This is a genomic window from Rothia sp. 88186D007BW (assembly GCF_053544215.1).
The window spans coordinates 84282-103760 of record NZ_JBPPTR010000006.1; the positions used below are offsets into that span (position 1 = coordinate 84282).

Consider the following 19479-nt stretch of genomic DNA (forward strand, 5'->3'; position numbering starts at 1 on the left):
CTATAGCGCTACTTTTTTATAGCGCTACTTCTTACGCTGGTTCAGAATAGAAATCTGCTCATTGCTCCGGTCATTGACAGCCTCAGTGTGCACCTCAGCCTTACCGGACTCAGAAGGAGCAGAGTACTGCAAGAACTTAGGCTGAGCAGGAATTTTCAGCTCAACCTTAGACTGCTGAGTACGCTGCTTAGACAAATCAACACTATAAAGCATGACAACAGTCTCTTCACGGATAGCACCCATCATGCTCTGATAGAGGGCATAGCCTTCACGCTGGTACTCCACCAGAGGATCACGCTGGGCCATAGCGCGCAGACCGATACCTTCCTTGAGATAATCCATCTCGTAGAGGTGCTCAGGCCAACGCTTACCGATAACAGACAGGACAACGCGACGTTCAACCTCGCGCATGGCGTCCTCACCAACGTACTCTTCACGCTCCCGGTACTGCATCTCAGCGTCATCCAGCACCTCTTTACGAATCTGCTCACGGGTAATCTTGGTCTTATCGCCCGCTTCTTCAGCCAAATCCTCAGGAGTAATGGAGACAGGGAAGATAGTGCGCAGGTTCTCCCAGAGCTTGTCAAAGTCCCAGTCCTCCGCGTGCCCCTCGCCCACCTGAGCATCAATAGCTGAAGTAATCACCTCGGTACGGAACTTAGCAATCTGCTCTTTAAGGTCATCACCGGCAAGAATCTGAGCACGGTCCTTATACATGGCCTCGCGCTGGCGGTTGAGCACATCATCATATTTGAGCACGTTCTTACGTTGCTCAGCGTTACGGGCCTCAACCTGGCCCTGGGCATTAGCGATGATACGGGAAACAAGCTTTGCTTCCAGGGCAGTATCGTCAGGGGCACCTGCCATGAGGCGGGCCGCGGCCTGCCCGTTAAAGAGACGCATCAAATCGTCAGAGAGAGACAGGTAGAAGCGGGATTCGCCGGGATCCCCCTGGCGGCCAGAACGTCCGCGCAGCTGGTTATCGATACGGCGTGACTCGTGACGCTCAGTGCCCAGCACATAGAGGCCGCCCAGGGCTGTGACCTCATCGTGTTCAGCAGCAGAAGCCTTCTCCGCAGCCTCAAGCACCTCAGGCCACTTAGCCTCATACTCTTCAGGCTTCTTGTTGGGGTCAAGGCCCAGAGTCTTCATGGTCTCAACGGCCTCAAACTCAGGGTTACCGCCGAGCATAATGTCGGTACCACGGCCTGCCATGTTGGTTGCCACAGTCACGGCCCCCTTGCGGCCAGCCTGGGCCACAATGGCAGCTTCACGGGCATTGTTCTTAGCGTTCAAAACCTCGTGGCGTACCCCTGCCTTAGACAGCAGCTTAGAAAGGTACTCAGATTTCTCCACGCTGGTGGTACCCACCAGCACCGGCTGACCGGTAGTGTAGCGTTCTTGGATGTCTTTGACGACCGCGTTGAACTTAGCGATTTCGTTCTTGTAGACCTTATCGGGCCGGTCTTTACGCTGCTTTTCCTTATTGGTAGGAATGGGCACAACACCTAGCTCATAGGTGTTCATAAATTCGGCTGCCTCAGTTTCTGCGGTACCGGTCATGCCCGAGAGCTTGTCGTACATGCGGAAGTAGTTCTGCAAGGTGACGGTAGCCATGGTCTGGTTCTCAGGCTTAACCTCAACTTCTTCCTTAGCCTCAATGGCCTGGTGAATACCGTCATTGTAGCGGCGGCCAGCCAGAATACGGCCGGTGTGCTCATCAACGATCATGACTTCACCGTTCATGACCACATAGTCTTTATTGCCCTTGAAGAGCTCTTTAGCCTTAATGGCATTGTTGAGGAAGCCAATCAGGGGGGTGTTCTGAGGTTCGTAGAGGTTATCGATACCCAGGTGGTCTTCCACCTTGTCGATGCCAGCTTCTAGCACGCCCACGGTGCGCTTCTTCTCATCGACCTCGTAGTCTTCACCGGCAACCAGGGTGCGGGCAAGGCGGGCGAACTCACCGTACCAGCGGTTAGCTTCACCCATAGCAGGGCCAGAAATGATGAGCGGGGTGCGGGCCTCATCAATCAGAATCGAGTCAACCTCATCGACGATGGCGAAGTTATGCCCGCGCTGCACCTGGTCTTCTTTAGTCCAGGCCATGTTATCGCGCAGGTAATCAAAACCGAACTCGTTATTCGTGCCGTAAGTGATATCCGCTTGGTACTGTTTGCGGCGCACTTCGGGGGTCTGGTTCGCCAAAATGACGCCTGACTCTAGCCCCAGGAAACGGAAGACGCGCCCCATGAGGTTAGCCTGGTACTCGGCCAGGTAGTCGTTGACAGTCACCACGTGCACACCCTTGCCAGAAAGAGCGTTCAGGTAGGCCGGGGCTGTAGCGACCAGGGTTTTACCTTCACCGGTTTTCATTTCGGCAATATTGCCCAGGTGCAAGGCGGCACCACCCATGAGCTGCACGTCATAATGACGCTTGCCCAGGGTTCGCTGTGAGGCTTCACGGACCACCGCGAAAGCTTCAGGGAGCAGCAGATCTAGTGACTCGCCGTCCTTAATACGTTTGCGGAAGGCTTCTGTCTCAGCGCGTAGCTCGGCGTCGCTCATCGCGACAAAGCTGTCTTCGAGTGAGTTCACCGCATCGGTATAAGCTCGCAGCTGTTTGAGGACTTTTTGGTCTCCACTGCGGAGTAGCTTTTCCAAGAGAGATGCCACTGAAGTTTGCTCCTTGATTGGTTGGATAGGGGCGGGCAGGATCAGCCCACCATGCTCACACTATTCTAGTTTAGACCCCCCGAAGGAGGGAGAGGTTCACCTGTGGGCTTGATAGACCCACCTTTTATTCTCTCAAAGAAGGTTAAGGCAGAGCAGGGCCCCCTACCTTGCTCTTACCCTGGTCAAAGTAACTAAGGGTAAAAGAAGGCAGAGGGCCCTGCAATAAAACTAGTTAGTTTTAGCGCTAGTTCTAGCTGGCGTCTTCCTCAAGGGTGATGACACCGTAGGACCAACCCTTGCGGCGGTAGACCGCTGCCGGTGCCCCGGTGGCCTTATCAACGTAGAGGAAGAAATCGTGGCCAACCAGCTCCATGCGATCAACAGCCTCTTCGGGAGTCATGTGATCGGCAGGGAAGGTCTTCTGACGAATTTCGATGGGTGAATCTGCTTCTTCGTGCAGGTCGTAGTCCCCAGCGAAAGCTGCTTCTTCAACGGGCAGGTCATCAGCCTGAATCTCGGTGAGGGCAACCTGGTCGGTGATGACGGGGATTGCGCCAGTGGCCTCAGAGACTGAAACGGGGCGCTTGCCGCCTGAGCGACGGGTCTTGCGACGATCACGGGCGCGGCGCAGGCGTTCTAGAAGCTTGCCGTAGGTTTCGTCGAATACTGCGAACTTGTCTTGGCCTGTTGCTTCTGCGCGGAGCACAGGGCCACGGCCAATAACAGTGATTTCCACCCGGATAGATGCGGGGCCACTCTGGCCTTCCTTGGTGAATTTAACTTCGATGTCAGTTACATTTTCACCCAAGGCTTCAAACTTGGTGATTTTACTTTCGACATGCTCCTGTAGACGTTCGCTTACTTTGACGTTGCGTCCGGTGATGTTGAGTTCCACAATTCCCTCCATTCTCAGGGGGTGAATGCCCGGCCTTGTGACTGCCGAACATCGGGGAATCTATCTTGTGGATTCCTTGTCTACAAGTCTACGCCCTCTTGTGGCCCAAGTCATTTTTTCTTACATCTTTTACAGTTCTTTGCGCAGGAAAAACCTCAATTTTGCTGCGATAGGTCACCCTATGATATATGGCTGCCGCTTGGGAACATAAGCAATAGTCGCCCCACCCAAGACCATAGCACCCCGCTCACTCAGCACCCGATACCCCTCCCGCAAAGAAGCACCAGTAGTTAACACATCATCAACCAGCACACAGGTAACACCCTCTAAAGAATAATGACGCCCCACCCAGTGCAAGGCAGGCCTACCAAGAGTAAGCTTCCCCCGCATCTGCCGATGGCGCTCCTCAACCCCCAAGGTTTTCTGAGCCCTAGCTCCCTCTCGCCCCCGCACCAGCCTCACCCAGGCAGGAACCTGGGCAAGCGCATCCACCACCCTCACATCCATTAAAGAACCCAGCAAGGGCACAGCAGAACGGCACAATAAGGGGGCAGGAGCATAACCACGCCTACGAACAGAAGCCCTACTAGAGGGCAAAGGAACCAGATAAAGTGGCCCACCCTGCCCCAAGGCCCCCTGACAAGAATCGACAAGAGAGCGCACAGCCCGCGCCACAGCAGCAGCCAGATAGGGGCTAAGGTCGGTGCGCCCGGCGTCCTTATAAGCCAAAACACACCGCCCCAGTTCATGCTCGTAACGCCCAGAAGAAACCACCGGCAACTGAGTGCCCGGCAAGACAGCAGAATGCACATTAAGGGTAGCTAGGCGAACCAGCCGGTCACACACCGGGCAAAGAGCATAAGAAGCCAGCATAGTAGGGCCAAAAACCTGGCAGCTAGCACACACTCGCGGGAAGAAAAGCTCTGTGGCCTGTCTCCAACTGGTTCGCATATCGGGTAAAGGCGGAACAAAGGGGCGGGTAAATCTCATACCCACAGCATCTACTCATCAGCCAGGTCAGCACAAGAAGCAGGGATAACTGATCCGGACCAATCTAGCCAAAATAGTTAACTAGCCAGAATAGTTAATCTGGCTCAAACTACTTTCACTACGAGTCCAACTCAGCCCAGCCACCGTATAGAGCCCCCCATCACCGGTCATCGCCACCACCTGGTCAAGGCCCCTACCAGTCACAATCCGAGTAACACCCTGCAAAGAATCGTACTGAGTATTTTCACCCGTCAAAGATACCAGCTCCGTCTGAGCGGTCTCCCCATTCCATAGGAAGACCTCAACATCACTGACCCACTCCGCCCCCCGAGGGCTCATCTCTGCACCTAACCGCACCGGGGCAAGAAGCTGCTCAGGGGTACCATCTGCAGCCCTACGAATAGCGCACACCCAAGCCCCATAACTATTCCCATGAGCAGAGGAGGTCACAAGCACAGCACGAGTACCATCTCGGGCAATAGAAATACTGTGCAAGAGCTCCCCACTGAGCCAGCTAGCAATAGTATGGGGGGTGCGGTCTTCCTGCCCCGCAGCAATAACCCGCACCGAACCGTCCTGCTCCCCCACCCACAACCAATTCTGGTGGTCAAAACACGGCGCCAACACATGGGTGCCCCGGTAAACAGACCGTGCCCCATTAGAACTGGCCAACCAAATCTCATCCTGCCCCGTATTGGTGAAGGCATAGTAGTTACGGGTGTAATTCATAGCAGGCAAGGTAATAAGAGCCGGGGCTGAAGTCTCCACAATAGTCTGCTGGCTCGCCGCATCATCAAGAGTTGCACGAGTAATCAGACGGTTTTCTTCAATACCCACAATATTGCGGGCAACCTCAGAATTAACAGCAGGCTCCCGATAATTCTCCAGGGTAGAAGCCCCCACAATCTGATCATCAATGGTCAGCTGCACCGTAGTCACTGAAGCAAGAGCGGTGAGAGTCTGGGTGAGCTGAGTACGCAGACGCTCAACCTCAAGAGCACTAGCTGTAGAAAGAGCATTGCCCCCTGAGAGCCTAACATCAGCCACCCCACCATCAATAGGTACCGAGTTGCGCGTCAGCCTGGTATCAGCTGGAACTGCGCTAGCAACAGCACCCACCAGATAAGGCGCAGGCCCCTCCAAAAGTACCCTCACCAAAGATGTAGCTACTGTGCTTCGCTCAGCAAACCAGCGAATATCAGGCACCGCATAGGTGTAGGTGGGGTCATAAAAATAGAGGGTGAAGGGGCTGAAAACCTCAGTGAACTCAGCCCTGTTCAGCACCGTCCCATCGGGGGCTGATGAGATACGCCATTCACCATCAACCTGGCGTAGAGTAAATTCTATGTCGGTATCAGCTACCGTAGTGTACGAGGTAGCTAGCCCCCTGTTATCGACCAAGGTGCTCGCAGGTACGGCCACCTGGTAGGTCGAGTCAGTGATAGAGGCTGTAGTGAAAGCCGAATCGTAGACCAGGGTGCGCCCATCTGGCCGCCAGGACTGGGCAAGATCTTCCGTTAAGTAGAGTCTGGCAACACTGTAGTCATCAGCTACACCAACGCCCGCGTGCAAGAAGCCCGCAATGATTTCGGTAGGGCGGGCACCAGGGGCAGGGCCTTCAGGTGAGCTGCCGCTAGTAGAGGCCTTCCCTCTAGCTTGAGGGTCAGCATAGTGGTTCACCTCCCCGTTCGTAGGGATAGTGGCGCAGGCGGTGAAGGTCAGCAAAGAACTCACAGTGAGGCTAAGAGCTGACCGGCGGGAAAGATTAGGGTTCAACGGTGGGCTCCGATGAGGTTGAGATAATGGCGTTGGCAGTCGCGGTAGCACCAGTTGCAGGGGCAGAATCCACAGGTGCGGACGGCGCAGCTAAGGGCTCGCCGCTCAGCAAGACAGGGGAAGGGCCCATAGGCACATCCTGATCAATCGGGATAGTCATGCGGAAGCAAGCACCTTCCCCCTTGATGCCCCAGGCTTCGAGGGTGCCCTGGTGCAGGCGGACGTCCTCAGCAGCAATAGAAAGCCCCAGACCGGTGCCCCCCAAAGTACGTTTCCGGGAAGTATCTGCACGCCAGAAACGGTTGAAAACTTGCTCAGTTTCTTCAGGGCTCAAACCGATACCGTGATCACGCACCGCCACACCCAAGGTACTTTCAGTAGCATCGACGTAAATATCAATGGGCTGGCCCTCAGAGTGTTCTACAGCGTTGAAGATGAGGTTACGGAGCACTCGCTCAATACGGCGGTGGTCCATATCGACCATAATCTCGCTCTGATCCGTGTGCACAGTCAAGCGTGTGTTCGTACGAATCAGGTGGGGCTCTACCGCTTTAAGCACTTCATCAAGCACAGCCATAAAATCTACTGACACCGTATCGAGAGTCTGGGAGCCAGCATCAAAACGAGAAATTTCCAGTAGATCAGCTAGAAGGGAATCGAAGCGGTCTACCTGGTTATAGAGCAGCTCAGTTGATCGTTTATAGAGGGGCTCCATGTTCTCACGATGATCATGCAACATATCGGCAGCCATACGCACCGTAGTGAGCGGGGTGCGCAACTCATGCGACACATCAGAGACAAAGCGCTGCTGCATAGTCGAGAGCTTCTCAAGACGAGAAATCTGATCTTGTAAGGAATCAGCCATCCGGTTAAAGGACAGGCCCAGACGCGCCGTTTCATTCTGCCCACGCACCAAAACACGCTGGTCAAGATCACCTGCAGCTAGCTTCTCAGCGGTGATAGCAGTAGACCTAATCGGGCGGATCACCAGGCGAGCTGTCACCCACACAATAGTCAAAACCACCACCAGAAGCACACCGAACCCTACCCAGACCACCAAATTGACGTACTGCACAGTGGCCTGTGAGGTCGATAAATCATAAATCAGGTAGAGAGAATAGTCAGGGTTCTGCGGTATCGAGATACTGGTGCCCACCACCAGGGCCGGGGCGCGGCGTCCGTCCGCTGAGATCATGCTCGAGGACTGCCAGTAGATACCGTTCCCCTCACTCACACTCTGAGCCAAGTCCTCAGGAACATCACTAGCAGAGAACTCAGTGCTCTGGGCCTGCTCTGCAATAAAACCATCGGTGGTGGCGTTCACGCCTTTCAGCAGCACCCAGTGACGGTTGCTATCGGCACTACTACTCTCAAGCACAGTAAGAAAACGTGACACATCACGTTGAATCTCAGTGCGGCCAGTCGCATCAGAACCGTTAATCAAGGTCTGTACGTTACTAAAACCAGCCGAGGACTCCTCAAGGGCCTGTTCAAGGTTGCCGCGGAAAAGAGAGCTAGCAATCTGGTGGGAAATAAAAGACCCCACAAAGATGAAAGCCACCAGGAGCAGGCCAGCAGCGGCTGCCACGGCACGGAACTGCAAGGACTGGCGCCAGAGCCTACGGGCATTAGCTAGAGGCCCATAGGTGTAGGAGGCCCCTGAGCTGGTGCTAGTCTGGGCGGATACGCGAGATGAAGAACCAGTCACGGGTTAGCGGTGGCCTGCCGCGGCCTTATAACCCACCCCGCGCACAGTCAGCACAATTTCAGGGTTCTCAGGGTCACGCTCAATCTTGGCGCGCAGACGCTGAATATGCACGTTCACAAGACGCGAATCCACCGTCTTCTCATAACCCCAGACGCTTCCTAGCAGGGCCTCGCGGGTCATCACCTGGCCAGGCTGGCGGGCCAGATTAGCTAAAAGCTCAAACTCTAGAGGGGTGAGCTGAATAGTGTGGCCTTCACGGCTGACCGTATGCCCGGCCAGGTCAATCGTGAGGCTACCAATACGCAAGGGCTCATTGTGGCGGTCTTCGCGCGGGCGCAAACGGGCGCGGACGCGGGCCAGCAGCTCCGCAGGCTTAAAGGGCTTGGTCATGTAATCATCAGCGCCAGCTTCTAGGCCCTTGACCACATCTTCGGTGTCCCCCTTGGCAGTTAGCATGATGATAGGTACGTCAGACTCTCTGCGAATCTGGGTGCAAACCTCGATACCGTCCATACCTGGCAGCATAAAATCCAGCAGAATAAGGTCGGGGTGGTAGGTGGTAAAAGACTCAAAAGCCCGGTCGCCAGCCTCACAGAAGACCGTCTCGTAGCCCTCTTGTGCCAGCACAATGCCCACCATCTCTGACAGGGCATCATCGTCATCAACGACAAGAATGGTTTCTTTCACAGTTGGTCTCCTGGTGAGGTTCGAGGTGGGCTTTACCCTAGTCTACCGGGCTTAGCTCCCTTGGCTGATTTAGGCTTCTTGAGCGATTTCAGATAAGGCACGGGCTGTTTCTGTCAGGTGCCCCAGCACGCTTGTAGCTCGCTGCGGATCAGTTACTGCAAGGTTACCGGTTTCTGCAAGAACTAGCTGGTTGAGCAAGGTCTTCCCCAGCCCAAGATCAGACCAGGTACGCCACAGGCTGTGGGCAAGCTCCCCGGCAGGAACACGCTGAAGAGGGTCAGCAGTCTCTAGGTAAAGCCCACCCTTAGCTTCCAGGCGGGGTGCCAAAGCCTCCCAGGCGGAGGTAGGCTGACCTGCCATCGACAGCATCGGGGTAGCCAAGGTTGCCCCCACTTCCGGGTGCAGCCTCAGGTAATCGGCGCGGGTTACAACCTTTACCCCCAGGCCTTCCAATTCGCTGTGCACAGCACCTAGCAGAGCAACCAGTTCATGGCGTGGCACAGCCCGCAAGGTACGGTACCCGCTAGAGGTAGGTAGTTGCCCAGCTGCCACCTCGCCAAGGAGCGGCTCATCAATCTGCACCAGCACCTGCGCGCCAGGAACTGCCTGCTCTAAGAGCCTCACCAAAGAATGAAAACCTGCCCGCTGGCTCTCAGCCAGATCACGCCGGGCACCATAGTCTGAAAGTACCCGCTCCCCATTCGTGAGGTAGGCACTAGCGGCCAGGCTCAAAGGGCCCAGCAGGCGCACCTTAATACTGCCAGGTGCCAGCCCGCTTTCTTTGCCTACCACATCGGCCAGGGTATTGATATCCGATTCCAATAAGGACCTAGCAGCATCCCCCTCAGCAGCATAACCAGCCGTCAGCCGCCAGCCCGCAGCGGTGCCGTCCGCACTTAGCCCCTCCAAAGCCGCAAGAGAACGAGCCAGCAGCGTTGCCCGGTAGCCCCTATCAGCCAGCTCAGGCAGGTAACTCACATGAGGTTCCCCCAGCTCACCACGAATACGACTCACCGCATCAACCACATGATGCCCAGCCCAGGGGCCGATACCGGTAGCCCGAACTGTCAAATGCTCCTCAAAGGTCAGAGGAGTCTCCATATCTTTACGGGCAGCTAGCATCTCTGCGTCAGTAGGCAGATACAGGGCAGCACGAGCGCGCCTAGATGCAGGCATACATCACCTCTTTCTGCCACCGGCCGGTGGCCACCCATAAGAGCAAAGGAAAAGCCAGGGAGCTAAGCCTTCTGCTCAGCCTCAGCAGCAATCTTCTCGTGGTGCCGAATCACCTCAGAAATAATAAAATTCAAAAACTTCTCGGCAAACTCCGGGTCAAGATGAGCAGCCTCAGCCAGCGAGCGCAAACGCTTAATCTGCGCCTCTTCACGACCAGGGTCCCCTGCCGGTAGGGAATACTCGGCCTTGAGGTGGCCCACCCGCTGGGTTGCACGGAAACGCTCAGCCAGGATATGCACCAGGGCTGCATCCATATTGTCAATCACCTGGCGCATAGTGAACAGTTCTTCCATGACAGCGGGATCGACCCCGGCCATGGAGGTGGCACGGGCATCAAAAGTAGCGTGGGCCTGCATGTTATGGTCTGGTTGGGTAGTGCTCATATCTTTAGTCTAAAAACCTTCCGGGGCCGGTACTAGCCTCAAGTACCCTGATTCTCAGTGAGTGGAATCGCATCAGCGCACCAAGGCCGCGCCCCTATGCGGTAGCTGAAATATCTGCCCGGTCCAGACTGTAGGCGCGGGCAATAGTGGATTGGCCCAGTACACGGGTGCCCTGATAGAGCACCATGGTCTGGCCAGGGGCAACACCCCTTAGTTTCTCGTGAAGACGCACCACAGTTTCTAGACGCAAGGCACCAGACTCAGCCGCCTCATCATCTGCCACCCACTCCAGGTAAGCGGTGGAGGGAACCGGGTCAGCGTGGGCGCGCACCTGGGCAGCCACCTCAAAGGACGCCGAACGGGCACCTGCCACAGGCTCCTGGGCTATAAAGGTAGTAGCCTCTTCTACTGGTAAGCCAGCCCAGGTTTCACGAATCCCACGGATCTCGTCAATCTCTAACAGATCTTTACCGCCCACAATCACCTCATTGGTCTTAGGGCGAATTTCTAACACAAAGCGAGGCTTCCCATCAGGTGCCGGGTGACCAATCGCCAGGCCCTTACGCTGGCCCACAGTAAAAGCCTGAGAGCCACGGTGGGTACCCAGCACACGCCCGTCCGTATCTTTAATATCGCCTTCGGCCATCTCAATATGCTCTTCTAGCCACTCGCGGGTATCACCCTCAGGAATAAAGCAAATGTCATAGGAGTCAGGCTTCTTAGCCACCGAGAAACCGCGCTCAGCAGCCTCAGCGCGCACCTGATCCTTAGAAGGAGTATCAGCCAAGGGAAACCAGGCGTGCTTGAGCTGCTCATGGGTGAGCACACCCAGCACATAGGACTGATCCTTAGCCCAGGTGGCCGCCCGGTGCAGCTCCCGGTTACCGTCCTCATCAGTAATAACCTTGGCGTAGTGGCCGGTCACCACCGCATCGAAACCCAGGGCAACAGCCTTCTCTAGCAAAGCAGCAAACTTGATTTTCTCATTACAGCGCATGCAGGGGTTAGGGGTGCGCCCATGCTCATACTCAGAGATGAAATCATCGACGACATCTTCCTTGAAACGCTCAGAAAAATCCCACACATAGAAGGGAATACCTAGCTGGTCGCAGACTCGGCGGGCGTCCATGGAATCTTCGATGGTGCAGCAACCGCGAGAGCCGGTACGCAAGGTGCCGGGCATGCGGGAGAGCGCCAGGTGCACACCGACCACCTCATGGCCAGCTTCAACAGCGCGGGCGGCGGCAACAGCGGAATCTACACCACCGCTCATAGCAGCAAGAATTTTCATTGGGTTGTCCTCACATTGATAAAAGTTATATTTCAGGCTTGTAGGACGCAGCCCCGACCGCGCCCCTCTCGCTCCTCGCCTGAGGCTCGTCGCGATTCACGCCAGCCCCGCGCCAGCGGTCGGGTTGCTGCGTCCTATTCCGCCTTTCCCCGGCTACGTTTATTTCCAGCGGGTTGCGGTCAGCTACCTGCCCGCTCTCACCAAGCCTCTAGAGCCAGCGGTCGGGTTGCTGCGTCCTATTCCGCCTTTCCCCGGCTACGTTTATTTCCAGCGGGTTGCGTCCGGCTCATGCCCGGCCATGCCTGCCTTCTTAGCTTGGGCCCAGGCGCCGGGTAGGGCCTGGAGCAGGGCAGTGATGTCTTCTTCGGTGCTGGTGTGCCCCAGGGTGAAACGCTGGGCGCCGCGGGCTTGGTCCTCACTGAGCCCCATCGCCAGTAGGACGTGGGAGGGGCGGGGTACCCCGGCGTTGCAGGCTGATCCAGTAGAGGACTCGACCCCGGCCATATCCAGGAGGAAGAGCAGGGAGTCGCCTTCACAGCCGGGGAAGGTGAAGTGGGCGTTGCCCGGTAGCCGCTGGTAGGTTCCAGCAGCCCGCTCTTGGGGTATCTCGGGGATAGCGCCGCGTAGTTGTGCCTGGGGTACGGCAGCTAGGACGCCGTCGATGAGCTGATCCCGCAGTGCGGCTTGGCGAGAGGCTTCAGCCAAGAGGTTCTGCCCGGCATGGGCTGCTGCCGCCCCAAAGCCGGCGATGGAGGCGGCATCAATGGTGCCGGAGCGCACCGAGCGTTCTTGCCCGCCGCCGTGAAGTACCGGCATGAGCTGGGAGCTACGGGTGGCAATAAGGGCCCCAACCCCCATGGGCCCACCGATCTTGTGGGCAGAGATTGCCATGGTGGTGGCACCGGATTCTTTGAAGTTAACCGGCAGGGTGCCGAAGGCCTGGACCGCGTCCGTGTGGAAGGGGATACCGTGCTCGTGGGCTACTGCGGCGATATCGGCAATGGGTTGGACGGTACCTACCTCATTATTAGCCCACATGACGGTAATGAGGGCTACAGTGTCGGGGTTCTGCCCTACCGCCTCTCTGACGGCTTGAGCGCTTACTCGCCCGGTGGCGTCCGGAGCTAGCCAGGTAATCTGGGCCCCCTCATGGGCTTCTAGCCACTCCGCAGCATCGCCCACCGCATGGTGCTCAATTCCTGAGACAATGATGCGGGTTGCGGTGGGGTTAGCCTCCCGGCGTTTCCAGTAGAGCCCTTTGATGGCCAGGTTATCGGCCTCGGTGCCGCCGGAGGTAAAGATGATTTCGGCGGCGTCACAACCAGCGACCTGGGCGATGCGCTCACGGGCGTATTCGACGGTGGAGCGAGCGGCACGGCCCGCTGAGTGCAGGGATGAGGGGTTGCCGCCGGTTTTCATCTGCTCAACCATGGCTTCTATGGCCTGTGGGAGCATGGGGGTGGTGGCGGCGTGGTCCAGGTAGACCCGGGGCATGGGCGCTGGCCTTTCCGTGGCGGGCGGTCAAAACAATTCAGCCTTCCATCATACTCCCCGCCTTCGGGGCGAGCTATGGACTGCTTCACCCTCTCAACAGCTCCCACCGTGCTTTTATTTCACGGTGGGCGCGTAAACTGTTGGGGTGTTCAAGATTCTTTTTTATACCCCTGAAATTCCTGGCAACACCGGTAATGCTATTCGGTTAGCTGCTATTACTGGCGCTGAGCTGCACCTGGTTAAGCCCTTAGGCTTCACCTTTGAAGATGCTCACCTGCGCCGAGCTGGTCTTGACTACCATGACCTGGCGGTAATGACCGTGCATGAGACTCTAGAGGATGCCTGGGCGGCTTTAGCCCCGGCCCGTGTGTTTGCTTTCACGACTACAGCCAGCACTAATTTTGCAGATATTGAGTATCAAGAAGGGGACGTGCTCATGTTCGGCCCTGAGTCGGTGGGTTTGCCTCAGGATGTGCAGAACGACCCGCATGTTACTCAGCAGGTGAAGATTCCTATGGTGCCTGGTCGGCGTTCTCTCAACCTGGCTAATAGCGCCTCTATTGCGGTTTTTGAGGCTTGGCGTCAGCACGGTTTTGCTGGTGGGGTGCTCTAGACCCGATGGCTGACTGTAGGTTCTGTTGTGCCTTTGCGGGGCCCGGTTGCGAGAGTAACCGGGCCCCGTGCATTTTATGGCCTACCTTTAGCTATCGGTGGCACCGCCTAGAGTGACGGGGATCTGTTGGAGCGAGCCGTTGCGGTCAACGGTGAGGGTGACGGTGTCACCTGCTGCTGCTTGGCGGACGGCGGCAGTTAGTTCGATTGCTTCGCTGATGTTCCGCCCGTTGACGGCGGTGACAATATCGCCAGATTTCAGGCCGGCTGTTTCGGCTGCTCCGCCGCGGATGACCTCTTGGATGTGGGCGCCGTCGCCGAAGGCTCGGGAGGAGTCCTTGTTGGCTGGTGAGGTGGAGACCATGGCACCTAGCATGCCGTGGGTGGCTGAGCCCTGATTGATAATTTCTTGGGATACCCGTTTGGCGTAGTTGATGGGGATGGCGAACCCAACGCCGATGTTACCGCTGGCAGAGGTACTGGAGGAGTCGGTTGAGGCGATGGCTACGTTGATGCCGATGACTTCACCTTCAGAGTTGATGAGGGCTCCACCTGAGTTTCCGGGGTTCACGGCGGCATCGGTTTGGATGACGTTCAGGGCGATGGTGGAGCTTGCGGTTGTGCTCTGGTTTTCTTGCCCGGGGATTTCGAATTGGAAGGGTGAGCTGCCGAAGGGGTCGGTGGTGCTACTACCGGCGTCGGCGGGGGACTGGTCAGCTGCCGATGAGGCTACCTCGATGGTGCGCACCAGGTTTGAGACGATACCGGTGGTGACGGTATTAGAAAGCCCTAAGGGGGCACCGATAGCTACGGTGGTATCGCCTACGTTGAGGGCATCTGAGTCGCCGAGGCTGGCGGGGGTAAGGTCCAGGCCTTCGACCTTATCGAGCTTAATGACGGCTAGGTCACTGGTGGGGTCCGTGCCCACTACGGTGGCGGTGCGGACGTTACCGTCAGCTAGCTGCACTTCGATGGAGGCCTTAGCGGTGGCCCCGTCGAGGGTGACGACGTGGGTGTTGGTGAGGATATGCCCTTGGTGGTCGAGAATCACGCCTGATCCTGAGCCGGAGGCATTCGATGAGCTTGCTGCAATGGTGACGGTGGAGGGGGCAGCCTTGGCTGCTGCTGCGGTGACGGCGTTGACGGAGTCGGTGTTATTGACGATTGTGGTGCCGGAGTTGGTGCTATTAAGGTTCGATGTGGAGCCGGTGGGGTTCAGTGCTACTACCCCGCCGCCGATGCTGCCGCCCACCAGGGCGGCGATAGCTGCTGCTGCCAGTAGGGTGCCTGTGGTGTGTTTGCCGCGAGAGGACGCAGGGTGAGGGTGGGGCTGGAACTGGGCCTGAGGTTGAGACTGATGCTGGGGCTGGTGGGAGGTGTAGTCTCCTGTATAAGGGGTGCCGGGGGCCTGGCCCCATGGGTTCTGTGACATCTCTACTGGTTCTCTTTCATCATTTTTTCGCCGGGCAGGTGCCCCGGTAGGTGGCTCGGTAAGGGGCACGGCACATGGCTTCGGGTGCCCCTGCCACATTATTTCTTAGCTCCCACTATGCGCTATAGGTCTGTGTTGAAGATGAAGTAAAGCTGGGTGTTTGCTGTACGCTCCCCCAAGTGGGTGCAGTGCCCTGAGCTGAGGGTGAACGTCCCTTGAATCGCCAGACACGCTTAAGGTGAGCAGGGCTACAATAGTGCTCAAGTACCGCTGACCTCCAGAAGAGAGAACCCATGTCACGCAAACCTGCCGCTTCTGCCCTTCTTGCTGCCGCTCTAGCGTTTGGGCTCACTCCCGCTGCCCTAGCAGCAGCTCCCTATGATTTGGACGCCGGGGTTCGAGTCAGCGACACCACCTCAGCACTAGGCAACACCAGTTCGCTCGAGAACTCCATCAGCCAGCTTGCCCGCCAGGAACAGGTCAATCTCTTTGTTGTGACCATTGATCAGTTTGAGTCCCCCCGCTCATCTTCCCAGTGGACCAGTGATTTTGCTGCCCTGAACAACATGGGAACCAATGATGTGGTTCTTGTCATTGCTACCGAAGCCCGCCAGGCCTATTTCATGGCAGGGTCAACCTCGGTACTTTCCACCAGCCAGCAAGAAAAGATTTACCAAAACTACATCTACCCTGAGTTAGCGAACTCCAACTATGCGGCAGCAGCCCAGGCTGCCGTGACCGGTATCGAAGCTGAGCTAGGCTCAGGGGCAGTGAGCTCTGAAAACAAGGGATCAGGGGCTGTGAATGCTGGCGCATCAGGTGCGATCCTGGGCGGTGCGGCCCTGCTGGGTGTAGCTGCTGTAGCAGGTGGCGGGGCCTGGGCTTTTAGCCGCTCGCGGGCGTCCTCGCGCAAGAATACCCCTGGCAGCCGTACCGGCCGCCCTGCCCCCACCCAGCCCTTGCCCTCCATAGAAGAGTTACGGGCTCGTGCCGGTGCCCAGCTGGTAGCTACCGATGACGCTATCGCCCACTCCCAGCAGGAAGTAGAGTTCGCCCGCCTGCAATACGGTGAAAGCGAGGTTAAACCCTTCCTTGCAGCTATCGAAGCAGCCAAGCAGCACATGCAGCACTCCTTCCAGCTCCAAAAACAGCTAGATGATGAGATACCCGATACCGAAGCAGACCAGAGAGCCTGGCTCACAGAAATTCTTGCCCGCACCCAGGACGCCCAAAAGGCCCTCAACGAACAGGTCGCAAACTTCACGAATTTGCGCAAGCTGGAAGAAACCGCGCCGCAGGCCCTAGCTAACCTGAATCAGGGTATCGAATCAGTCGCGTCCCTCTTCCCAGCAGCTCAAGCGGCCCTGGACCGCCTGGGCACCCGCTACTCCCCCAGTGCTTTTGCGGCAGTAGCAGATAACATCAGCCAGGCTCAGGGGCGTCTCGACTTTGCCCGCCAGGAAGCCAAAGAAGCTGAAGACTTACTGGGCACCCAGCGAAGCCAAGCTATTCTTGCCCTACGTGCCAGTGAAGAAGCCCTAGGCCAGGCCCAGGGTCTTTTAGAGTCAGTTCACCATGCAGAAACTGATCTGGGTAAGATGGCGGCCTCCCTCGATAACGCCCTGATTTTAGCTGACAGGGACGTCGCCCAGGCCCAAGAGTTAGCCCACACCGGGGCAGGCAGTAGAAGTCAGCTCTCTGGTGCTGCTGCTGGCGTCCAGGCGGTGTTGGGTCAGATTAGGGCTGAACGTGCAGCAGGTCTTATTGACCCCTATATACTCAACCAGCGCTTGCAAGAAGTACGTTCAGATTTAGACACTGCCCTAGATGCTGTGCGTCAGACTCATGAGCAAGAGCGCAGCGCCCGTGAGTCACTAGGCCACGCCCTTGTCTCTGCTCAGGCTCAGGTATCGTCTGCCAGCGAGTATGTCTGGGCCCGACGAGGCGGGGTAAAAGCGGACGCCCGCACCCGCCTGCGCGAAGCAGAACGCCACCTGGCCGAGGCCCAGCAGCTCCAGCACAGCGACCCCATCACGGCCCTGTCACACGCTAATGATGCTATCCGCCTAGCTAGCGAGGCCCAGCGCATGGCCCGCTCCGATGTTGAGCACTTCAACCAGCACAAGGGCTACCCCGGCGGTGGCGGGAACTTCGGGTCCGCCATGCTCGGGGGCATCCTGCTGGGCACCCTCTTTGGGGGGAACAGCCACAGCTCCGGCGGTGGCTTCGAGTCAGGCGGTTTTGGGTCAGGTGGTTTCGGTGGCGGCATGGGTGGTGGTACCTTTGGCGGTGGCTTCGGCGGAGGAGGCAGCTGGGGTGACGGCGGCGGGGCTGGTGGCAACTTCTAACCCACTGGCGTCCGCCCCGCTATCTCTCGCCTCATCTGAGGTAGCTACCTCACACCCAGTTTTCGCTACCAACGTAGCAGCCAGCGGGCGTGGCACCGTGCAGCCCACCCCAGACCTTGACAGAATCAAAGAAGGCACAGCAAGCCTGCTCATGCTTTCCCTTACCCACCGAAAGGTATAACCATGGCTAAGCAAACTATTTTCAGTCGTATCGCTCAGCTCGCCAAGGCAAACATCAACGCCCTGATTGACGCCGCTGAGGACCCTCAGAAAATGCTCGACCAGATGGTGCGTGACTACACCAACAACATTGTTGATGCAGAACAGGCTGTTGCCCAGACCATTGGGAACCTGCGCATGCTCGAAGAAGACCATGCCGAAGACCTCCGTGAGGGCGATGAGTGGGGCGCTAAGGCCCTTGCAGCTTCTAACAAGGCAGATGAGTTCCGTTCCGCTGGCGACACCGCCAACGCCGATAAGTTCGACAACCTGGCCAAGATTGCCCTGGGCCGTCAGATGCAGGCAGAGAACGAAGCCTCAGCTATCAAGCCTCAGATTGAGTCCCAGACCGCTGTGGTTGAACAGCTCAAAATTGGTCTTACCCAGATGAAGGAAAAGCTGAACGAAATCACGCGTAAGCGCGATGAACTGGTAGCCCGCCAGAAGTCAGCAGCCGCTCAGACCCAGGTCAACGATGCTCTCAAAGCCTTCGATGTCATGGACCCCACCAGCGAAATCTCCCGCTTTGAAGACAAGGTACGCCGCGAAGAAGCCCGCGTACGCGGCCAGCAGGAACTGGCAGCGTCCTCCCTTGATGCCCAGTTCAACGACCTTGAAGAACTTGGCCGCCAGTCAGACCTTGAAGCCCGCTTGGCAGCCCTTAAGGCCGGCAAGAAGTAAAACCAGCTAGCACAGACTAAGGTGCCCGTTTCTGAAGAAGCGGGCACCTCTTATATGTACAAGTAAGGCCCCAAGGAGTCTCAAAAACTCACTACTGGTCAGAGCCACTCGGGGCTAGTCGGGGCTAGCTATAGGTGCTCAGCCTGAGCATCAATCTGACCGCTCATACGGTGAAAGAGCATATCCAGAGCTACCACATTGACCCCTTCAGGAATGATCATGTCTGCATGACGTTTAGAAGGTTCCACGTAGAGCTCATGCATAGGTTTGACGGTAGTGAGGTATTGGGTCTCCACCGACTCAATAGTACGGCCGCGTTCAATGACGTCACGGCGCAAGCGGCGCAGGATGCGCACATCAGCATCCGTATCAACAAAGAGCTTGATATCGCACAGGTTACGAATCTCAGGTTCAGCAAAAATGAGAATACCTTCGAGGATAACGATGGGTCGAGGCTCAACAATAAGAGTTTCATCTGACCTGTTATGGTCAGCAAAATCGTAGACAGGCGTTTCAATTCGCTGGCCTTCGACCAGGGCTTTGAGATGGGTGATGAGCAAATCGTTATCAAAAGCATCGGGAGCATCGTAGTTCAGCAGGCAGCGCTGTTCGTAGGTGAGGTGATCGTTGCATTTGTAATAGTTATCGTGATAAATCACGCCCACTTGGCCGTCAAATTTTTCCAGCAAAGAGTTGGTCAAAGTGGTCTTACCAGAACCGGTGCCACCGGCTATACCAATAATGAGAGGTTTCATGTCTAGACTGCCCTACGAATCGAAGTGTTACTGCTATCTATTGTGACACGCACCCCAGGGGACAAGACCCCACAGTCTTGTCCCCTAAAAAAAATTGGCACTAGTCATCCATAATAGGCAGCAAATATTTTACACGTAAATTTTTTGCTGAACTTTATCCCCTCATGAATTCAGGGAAACACCCCACCAGCCCGCATGAAGGGCTAATATAGCCACTTAGCAAGCGGGGGACAAAATTTTTCTTCATACACTGCACTTTAGGGGACAAAATATGTGTATAGTTGGGTACAGCTCGC

16 protein-coding genes are annotated in these 19479 nt (G+C 56.7%); 4 read left to right on the forward strand and 12 right to left on the reverse strand.

Annotated features, from left to right (window positions below; genetic code table 11):
• Positions 1 to 24 precede the first annotated feature (24 nt).
• The 10 genes from secA to ACEE09_RS04825 all read right to left on the reverse strand — a co-directional run bounded on the left by secA (position 25) and on the right by ACEE09_RS04825 (position 13136).
• Positions 25 to 2676 carry a preprotein translocase subunit SecA gene (secA, locus tag ACEE09_RS04780; RefSeq protein ID WP_449082559.1) on the reverse strand — a complete coding sequence of 884 codons (2652 nt, stop codon included), beginning with the start codon at positions 2674 to 2676 and terminating at the stop codon, positions 25 to 27.
• A gap of 250 nt (positions 2677 to 2926) precedes the next feature.
• Positions 2927 to 3571, reverse strand: a complete 645-nt coding sequence (gene hpf, locus ACEE09_RS04785; protein WP_449082561.1) for a ribosome hibernation-promoting factor, HPF/YfiA family — start codon at positions 3569 to 3571, stop codon at positions 2927 to 2929.
• A gap of 174 nt (positions 3572 to 3745) precedes the next feature.
• Positions 3746 to 4561 (reverse strand): ComF family protein, encoded by an 816-nt coding sequence (locus ACEE09_RS04790; RefSeq protein ID WP_449082562.1) that lies wholly within the window; start codon positions 4559 to 4561, stop codon positions 3746 to 3748.
• An 81-nt stretch (positions 4562 to 4642) separates the two neighbouring features.
• Positions 4643 to 6337 carry an LpqB family beta-propeller domain-containing protein gene (locus ACEE09_RS04795; protein WP_449082564.1) on the reverse strand — a complete coding sequence of 565 codons (1695 nt, stop codon included), beginning with the start codon at positions 6335 to 6337 and terminating at the stop codon, positions 4643 to 4645.
• Positions 6327 to 8045, reverse strand: a complete 1719-nt coding sequence (gene mtrB, locus ACEE09_RS04800; protein WP_449082566.1) for an MtrAB system histidine kinase MtrB — start codon at positions 8043 to 8045, stop codon at positions 6327 to 6329. Before mtrB ends, ACEE09_RS04795 begins: the two co-directional genes overlap by 11 nt.
• Positions 8046 to 8048: 3 nt before the next feature.
• Positions 8049 to 8732 (reverse strand): MtrAB system response regulator MtrA, encoded by a 684-nt coding sequence (mtrA, locus tag ACEE09_RS04805; protein WP_449082568.1) that lies wholly within the window; start codon positions 8730 to 8732, stop codon positions 8049 to 8051.
• A gap of 69 nt (positions 8733 to 8801) precedes the next feature.
• On the reverse strand, positions 8802 to 9908 hold the full coding sequence (locus tag ACEE09_RS04810) for a hypothetical protein (RefSeq protein ID WP_449082570.1): 1107 nt from the start codon (positions 9906 to 9908) through the stop codon (positions 8802 to 8804).
• Between the two features lie 62 nt (positions 9909 to 9970).
• A complete protein-coding gene (locus ACEE09_RS04815) occupies positions 9971 to 10351 on the reverse strand; it encodes a chorismate mutase (RefSeq protein ID WP_449082572.1) in 381 nt (126 codons plus the stop codon).
• Positions 10352 to 10445: 94 nt separating this feature from the next.
• Positions 10446 to 11642: a tRNA 2-thiouridine(34) synthase MnmA gene (gene mnmA / locus ACEE09_RS04820; protein WP_449082574.1), complete on the reverse strand. Its 1197-nt coding sequence runs from the start codon at positions 11640 to 11642 to the stop codon at positions 10446 to 10448.
• Positions 11643 to 11903: 261 nt separating this feature from the next.
• Entirely contained in the window at positions 11904 to 13136 is a 1233-nt protein-coding gene (locus ACEE09_RS04825; protein ID WP_449082575.1) for a cysteine desulfurase family protein, read from the reverse strand.
• A 145-nt stretch (positions 13137 to 13281) separates the two neighbouring features.
• Here ACEE09_RS04825 and ACEE09_RS04830 point away from each other — a divergent pair, with 145 nt between their 5' ends.
• Positions 13282 to 13749 (forward strand): tRNA (cytidine(34)-2'-O)-methyltransferase, encoded by a 468-nt coding sequence (locus ACEE09_RS04830; RefSeq protein ID WP_449082577.1) that lies wholly within the window; start codon positions 13282 to 13284, stop codon positions 13747 to 13749.
• Positions 13750 to 13836: 87 nt separating this feature from the next.
• Here the strand turns inward: ACEE09_RS04830 and ACEE09_RS04835 are convergent, their stop codons facing one another.
• Positions 13837 to 15180, reverse strand: a complete 1344-nt coding sequence (locus ACEE09_RS04835) for a S1C family serine protease (protein ID WP_449082579.1) — start codon at positions 15178 to 15180, stop codon at positions 13837 to 13839.
• A 293-nt stretch (positions 15181 to 15473) separates the two neighbouring features.
• On the opposite strand from ACEE09_RS04835, the gene ACEE09_RS04840 reads away from it, so the two are divergent.
• The 3 genes from ACEE09_RS04840 to ACEE09_RS04850 are packed head-to-tail and all read left to right on the forward strand — an operon-like array spanning position 15474 to position 18428.
• Complete coding sequence (locus ACEE09_RS04840) at positions 15474 to 17528, forward strand: TPM domain-containing protein (RefSeq protein WP_449082581.1); 2055 nt, start codon at positions 15474 to 15476, stop codon at positions 17526 to 17528.
• A complete protein-coding gene (locus tag ACEE09_RS04845) occupies positions 17515 to 17709 on the forward strand; it encodes a hypothetical protein (protein WP_449082582.1) in 195 nt (64 codons plus the stop codon). Before ACEE09_RS04840 ends, ACEE09_RS04845 begins: the two co-directional genes overlap by 14 nt.
• A 2-nt stretch (positions 17710 to 17711) precedes the next feature.
• Positions 17712 to 18428, forward strand: coding sequence for a PspA/IM30 family protein (locus tag ACEE09_RS04850; protein WP_449082584.1), 717 nt, complete (start codon positions 17712 to 17714; stop codon positions 18426 to 18428).
• A 128-nt stretch (positions 18429 to 18556) separates the two neighbouring features.
• On the opposite strand, the gene udk is transcribed toward ACEE09_RS04850, so the two are convergent.
• Positions 18557 to 19183, reverse strand: a complete 627-nt coding sequence (gene udk / locus ACEE09_RS04855; RefSeq protein ID WP_449082586.1) for a uridine kinase — start codon at positions 19181 to 19183, stop codon at positions 18557 to 18559.
• Positions 19184 to 19479: the final 296 nt, after the last annotated feature.